Source organism: Curtobacterium flaccumfaciens UCD-AKU, from assembly GCF_000349565.1.
Classification (GTDB): domain Bacteria; phylum Actinomycetota; class Actinomycetes; order Actinomycetales; family Microbacteriaceae; genus Curtobacterium; species Curtobacterium poinsettiae.
In genome coordinates this window covers 116,892-123,336 of the sequence record NZ_KB714617.1, presented here as the reverse complement: position 1 = coordinate 123,336, position 6,445 = coordinate 116,892, and the positions used below count along the sequence as shown (strand labels likewise).

Annotated in this window: 5 protein-coding genes; all 5 read left to right on the top strand. The window is 66.9% G+C overall.

Annotated elements, in window-relative coordinates; translation table 11 throughout:
- Window positions 1-337: 337 nt before the first annotated feature.
- The 5 genes from H489_RS28030 to H489_RS28010 all read left to right on the top strand — a co-directional run bounded on the left by H489_RS28030 (window position 338) and on the right by H489_RS28010 (window position 6,365).
- On the top strand, window positions 338-1,963 hold the full coding sequence (locus H489_RS28030) for a peptide ABC transporter substrate-binding protein (protein WP_017887077.1): 1,626 nt from the start codon (window positions 338-340) through the stop codon (window positions 1,961-1,963).
- 224 nt (window positions 1,964-2,187) lie between these two features.
- On the top strand, window positions 2,188-3,117 hold the full coding sequence (locus H489_RS28025) for an ABC transporter permease (RefSeq protein ID WP_017887076.1): 930 nt from the start codon (window positions 2,188-2,190) through the stop codon (window positions 3,115-3,117).
- Window positions 3,107-4,057: an ABC transporter permease gene (locus H489_RS28020; protein WP_017887075.1), complete on the top strand. Its 951-nt coding sequence runs from the start codon at window positions 3,107-3,109 to the stop codon at window positions 4,055-4,057. The genes H489_RS28025 and H489_RS28020 overlap by 11 nt, the downstream gene beginning before the upstream one ends.
- Window positions 4,054-5,796: a dipeptide ABC transporter ATP-binding protein gene (locus tag H489_RS28015; RefSeq protein WP_017887074.1), complete on the top strand. Its 1,743-nt coding sequence runs from the start codon at window positions 4,054-4,056 to the stop codon at window positions 5,794-5,796. Before H489_RS28020 ends, H489_RS28015 begins: the two co-directional genes overlap by 4 nt.
- Before the next feature lie 62 nt (window positions 5,797-5,858).
- Complete coding sequence (locus tag H489_RS28010) at window positions 5,859-6,365, top strand: PH domain-containing protein (RefSeq protein ID WP_017887073.1); 507 nt, start codon at window positions 5,859-5,861, stop codon at window positions 6,363-6,365.
- Window positions 6,366-6,445 lie beyond the last annotated feature (80 nt).

The following is a 6,445-nucleotide window of genomic DNA, read 5'->3' as shown; positions in this document are numbered from 1 at the left end:
CGATTCGTGACCACTCGGCGGTGCACTCGCGGCATGTCGTGACCGCGGACCAGTGCCCCGGAGCCGTACCCCTGAGCGATGCTCGGCCGTCCCCCGACTTGCACAGAACTGTGCCGGAGTGCAACAGATTTCATGCGGATGCAACAAAAACGCACCCTTCACCTGAGTGCGCGCGAATCTTGCATCGTCTCGCAAGGATCGTGCAAGTTGGTTACCGGCGTGTAACCGTTCGCTCCAGGGTTTGGACGCCACTGTTCACCTTGCCTACGCTGCAAAGGTCAAACGCGCCCGGGTGACACAGCTGTGCCCGAACGCGTCCCATGCACCAGGAGGAACCTTGATCAAGAAGCGCGCCGGGCTCACCGCCCTCGCCGTGCTCGGGGCCACAGCACTCGCCCTGACCGCCTGCTCCAGCAACAGCTCCAACGGGGGTGGCTCGGGCTCGGCGAACGCGTCCGGGATCGTCACCACGAACGGCACCGAGCCGCAGAAGCCCCTCATCCCGTCGAACACCACCGAGACCGGTGGCGGCAAGGTCATCGACTCGCTCTTCGAGGGCCTCGTCTCGTACGACGCCGACGGCAAGCCCGTCAACGAGGTCGCGAAGAGCATCGACACCGATGACTCGAAGACCTTCGACATCAAGCTGAACACGGGTTACACCTTCACCAACGGCGAGAAGGTCACTGCCGAGTCGTTCACGAAGGCGTGGAACTGGGCAGCCCAGTTCTCGAACAAGCAGAGCGCCTCGTACTTCTTCGAGAACATCGAGGGGTACAACGCCGAGAAGGACTCCGAGCTCACCGGCCTCAAGGTCGTGAGCGACGACGAGTTCACCGTGAAGCTGAAGTCGGCCCAGTCGGACTTCCCGCTCTCGCTCGGCTACTCGGCCTTCGTGCCGCTGCCGTCCTCGTTCTACGACGACACCAAGGCCTTCGGTGAGAACCCGATCGGCAACGGTCCGTACAAGTTCGACGGCAAGAAGGCCTGGACGCACAACCAGTCCATCAAGCTCGTCGCCAACAAGGACTACGAGGGCAAGCGCAAGCCGAAGAACGGTGGTCTGACGATCACGTTCTACACCTCGCAGGACACCGCCTACGCCGACGCGCAGGGCGGCAACCTCGACGTCCTCGACGCCGTGCCGGACGCGAACTTCCAGACGTACAAGTCGGACTTCCCGGACTCGAACGTCAACCAGCCGGCCGCGATCTTCCAGGGCATCTACCTGCCCTACTACCTCGACCACTGGAAGGGCGAGGAAGGCAAGCTGCGTCGCGAGGCCGTCTCGATGGCGATCAACCGCAAGGAGATCACCGACAAGATCTTCGACGGCACCCGCACCCCGGCCAAGGACTTCACCTCGCCGGTGATCGACGGCTGGAACGACGACCTCGAGGGCTCCGAGGTCCTGGACTACAACAAGTCCGAGGCCAAGAAGCTCTGGGCCGAGGCCGACAAGATCTCGAAGTACAACGACACCCTCACCATCACGTACAACGCCGATGGTGGCCACCAGGCGTGGGTGACCGCGGTCACGAACTCGATCTCGAGCACGCTCGGCATCAAGGCCGAGGGCAACGCGATCCCGACGTTCCAGGAAGCCCTGGACCTGCAGACGAACGACAAGCTCACGGGCGGCAGCCGTACCGGTTGGCAGGCCGACTACCCGTCGCTGTACAACTTCCTCGGCCCGACCATGGGCAAGGGCTCGTCGAGCAACTACGCGCGCTACGACTCGGCTGAGTACAACGAGCTGCTCGCCAAGGGCCGTTCGGCAGCCACCGTCGAAGAGGGCAACAAGATCTTCGACCAGGCCCAGGAACTCCTGTTCAAGGACCTGCCCGAGATCCCGCTCTGGTACTCCAACGTGACCGGCGTCTGGAACGCCGACACGGTGTCGAACGTCAAGTTCGGCTGGAACTCGGTGCCGCTGTACTACGACGTCGAGGTCAAGAACTGACCCTGGTCTCGTAGAGACCACCCCGCGAGCAGGTATCCTGCCTCGCGACCACCGGACGGGGGTTCGGGGACCACACGGTCCCCGAACCCCCGTACCGCGGCGGCAAGACCTTCCCCCACACTGCGGGCGCCCTCCCGCACCGGACTTCCGTGCCGACCCTCGGACCGTCCACCCCTCACCACAATGAACCTGATCGACATCGCTCCGGACCGGGCAGTGATCTGATGCTCTGGTACCTCGGCAAGCGCCTCCTGCAACTCATCCCCGTGTTCTTCGGGGCCACGTTCCTCATCTACTTCATGGTCTTCTCGCTGCCCGGCGACCCGATCGCCGCGCTGTTCGGCGACCGTCAGCCGACGCCGCAGGTGATCGAGCAGCTGCGACAGCAGTACAACCTCGACAAGCCGTTCATCGTCCAGTACCTGCTCTGGATCGGCGGCGTGTTCCGCGGCGACCTCGGCGTGACGTACTCGGGCCTGCCGGTCAGCTCACAGCTCGCCTCGGCGTTCCCGATCACCGCCCGCCTGGCGATCCTGGCGCTGCTGTTCGAGTCGGTCGCCGGCATCGTCGTCGGTGTCATCGCTGGTCTGCGCAAGGGCAAGCTGTTCGACGCCACCGCACTCGTCGTGTCGCTGCTGCTCATCTCGGTCCCGACCTTCGTCGTCGGGTTCCTGCTGCAGTACGTCTTCGGCATCAACCTCGGCCTGTTCCGGGTGACGGTGTCGGGCGAAGCGCCGTGGGACGAACTCGTGCTGCCCGCGATCGTGCTCGCCTCGGTGTCGTTCGCGTACATCGTGCGTCTGACGCGCGCGAGCGTGGCCGAGAACATGAGCGCGGACTTCGTCCGCACCGCGACGGCCAAGGGTCTTCCGCGTCGTCGGGTGATCGGGGTGCACATCTTCCGCAACTCGCTCATCCCCGTGGTGACGTACCTGGGTGTCGACATCGGCAACCTGATGGTCGGCGCCGTGGTGACCGAGGGCATCTTCAACATCCACGGTGTGGGTGGCACGGTGTTCCAGGCCGTCAAGCTCGGCGAGGGTCCGACCGTCGTGTCGTTCGTCGCCGTGATGGTCATCATCTTCATGCTCGCCAACCTCCTGGTCGACCTGCTCTACGCCGTCCTGGACCCGAGGATCCGCTATGCCAAGTAACGCCGCATCCCGCTCGGCGACGCACTACGTCGCTCCGATCGAGGAGACCCCGCTCCAAGCGGTCGACCAGGTCGACGAGAACGAGAAGACCCGGTCCACCTGGACCGATGCCTGGGACTCCATGCGTGTCCGCCCGATGTTCTGGGTGTCCGCCGTGCTCATCCTGCTCATCGTCGTCGTGGCGCTGTTCCCGGGTCTCTTCACGCACATCGACCCGAGGAAGGCGATCCTCGCGAAGAGCAACGAGGGCCCGGAAGCCGGCCACATCTTCGGGTACAACCGCCAGGGGTACGACGTGTACTCACGCGTGATCTGGGGTGCACGGAACTCGCTGATCGTCGGCATCGTCGCCACCGTGCTGGTCACGATCGTCGGTGTCATCATCGGCGCTCTCGCCGGCTTCTACGGCGGATGGCTCGACACGATCGTGTCCCGCATCGCGGACATCTTCTTCTCCATCCCCACCGTGCTCGGCGCGATCGTGATCATGTCGGTCATCCCGGCGCGGAACGCGATCACCGTGGCGTTGGTCCTCGCGGCGTTCGCTTGGCCGCAGATCGCTCGCATCATGCGTGGTGCCGTGCTCAGCGCGAAGCAGTCCGACTACGTCATGGCCTCGGCCGCGCTCGGCGTCAGTCGCTTCAAGACGCTGGTCCGGCACGTGATCCCGAACTCGGTGGCGCCGGTCATCGTCGTGTCGACCGTGTCGCTCGGCACGTTCATCGTGGCCGAGGCGACCCTGTCGTTCCTCGGTATCGGGCTCCCGGACTCAGCGCTCAGCTGGGGCCTCGACATCGGGACCGCGCAGGTCTCGATCCGAACGGCACCGTCGACGATCTTCTGGCCGTCGGCAGCCCTGTCCATCACCGTGCTCGCGTTCCTACTCCTCGGTGACGTGGTGCGCGATGCGCTCGACCCGAAGGCGAGGGCCCGCCGATGAGCGAGACACTGACCCAGCCGAACAGCCGCCGTACCGGCGGCTCCGGCGCCCCGCTGCTCGAGATCACCGACCTGCAGGTCGGCTTCAAGACCCAGAGCGGCCTCGTGCAGGCCGTCCGGGGCGTGAACCTCACCCTCGAACAGGGCGAGCGCCTGGCCATCGTCGGCGAGTCCGGTTCCGGCAAGTCGACGAGCGCCCAGGCGATCATCAAGCTGCTCCCCGGCACCGGTGAGGTCACCGGCGGCTCGATCAAGTTCAACGGGCGCGAGCTCGTCGGGCTGAGCGACAAGGAGATGTCGGAGATCCGCGGGAAGGAGATCGGCTACGTCCCCCAGGACCCGATGTCGAACCTCAACCCGCTGTGGTCGATCGGCTTCCAGGTCGAAGAGGCCATCCGTGCGAACGGCATGGCGACCGGCAAGGCCGCCGTCCGCGCCCGCGCGGTCGAGGTCCTGCAGGAAGCCGGCCTCGGCGACGCGTCGACCCGCCTGAAGCAGTACCCGCACGAGTTCTCCGGCGGCATGCGGCAGCGTGTGCTCATCGGCATCGGTCTGTCGAGCCGCCCGCAGCTGCTCATCGCCGACGAGCCGACGAGTGCGCTCGACGTCACGGTCCAGCGCGTCATCCTCGACCACCTCGAGACCCTGACCCGCGACTTCGGCACCTCGGTGCTGTTCATCACGCACGACCTCGGCCTCGCTGCCGAGCGGGCCGAGAAGCTCGTCGTGATGTACAAGGGACAGGTCGTCGAGGCCGGCCCCTCCAAGGAGATCCTGGCCAACCCGCAGCACCCGTACACGCAGCGCCTCGTCGCGGCGGCCCCCTCGCTGGCCAGCCGTCGCATCCAGTCGAAGGTGCAGCACCAGCGGATCGACATCGCCGACACCGGCAGTGACGACGCCGAGCTCATCGCCCGCGCCCAGGAGCGCGAGCACCGTCCAGCCGAGGACCTCATCGTGGTGAAGAACCTCGAGAAGGTCTACAAGCTGCGCGGCAAGAGCCTCGCCACGCGGGAGCTCAAGGCCGTCGACGACGTGTCGTTCTCGATCCAGAAGGGCACCACCACGGCGCTCGTCGGCGAGTCCGGTTCGGGCAAGTCGACCGTCGCGAAGCTCGTCCTGCAGCTCGAGAGCATCACGAGCGGCACCGTGCAGTTCGACGGCATCGACATCGGCGCGCTGAAGGGCAAGGACCTCTTCGACTTCCGCCGCCGTGTGCAGCCGGTGTTCCAGGACCCGTACGGCTCCCTGGACCCGATGTACAACGTCGGGAACACGATCGCCGAGCCGCTCGCCACGCACAAGGTGGGCGACAAGGCCTCGCGCCGTGCCAGGGTGCTCGAGCTGCTCGACCAGGTCGCGCTCCCGAAGTCGATGGTGAACCGCTACCCGAACGAGCTGTCCGGTGGCCAGCGACAGCGCATCGCCGTCGCTCGCGCGCTGGCACTCAAGCCGGAGGTCATCGTCCTCGACGAGGCCGTCTCCGCGCTCGACGTGCTCGTGCAGGGCCAGATCCTCGACCTGCTCACCGAGCTGCAGACCGAGCTCGGCCTGACGTACCTGTTCATCACGCACGACCTCGCGGTCGTCCGCCTCGTCGCGGACAACGTGTGCGTCATGCGTCGTGGGCAGATCGTCGAGAAGGCGACGACCGACGAGGTCTTCGCCGCCCCGAAGGAGCAGTACACGAAGGACCTCCTGGCCGCCATCCCCGGCGCCGGGTTCGAGTTCGGACGCTGATCCCCCTGGACACGAACGAGGCCGGACGCCCCCTCGTCCTCCGCGCTGGTCGCGGGGGCGCGGTGGCGGCCGGCCTCGTCGCCGTCCTGGGCGTCTTCCTGCTGGGCGACGCCGCGTTCCGGGGGAGCTGGGACGTCGTGCTCCGCGCCGCCGGCCCGATCGCCGTGCTCGTCTGGGCGCTCTGGGTCCTGACCTTCCGCCCGTGCATCGTCATCGACGACCGTGCGGTCACGGTGCTCAACCCGCTCCGCCGCACCGTGGTGCCGTGGCACGCGGTCGCCGACGTCCGGCTCCGCTGGCAGATCGTGATCGAGACGGTCGCCGGACGCAAGGTCCAGTGCTGGGGCGGCCCGTCGCTGCCGCGGCCGAAACCCGCCCGACGCGGCGAGCGTGCCGTGCTGCTCCAGCCCGACGAGATGACGGTCCTGCTCGACCGATGGTCTGAGCGCCGCGCGGCGACCGGCACCGGTGATGCCGTGCGCGGCTGGGACGCGCCGGCACTGGCGGTCGGCGCCGCTGCGCTGACGCTGCTCGCCGCCTCGCTGCTCAGCCTGTGGCTGGGAGCCTGACGCGGCTCGCGATCGCGACCACACGACGGACGGGAGGCCCGGCGCACGACGTGCGCCGTCCCTCCCGTCACGGCCGTCGC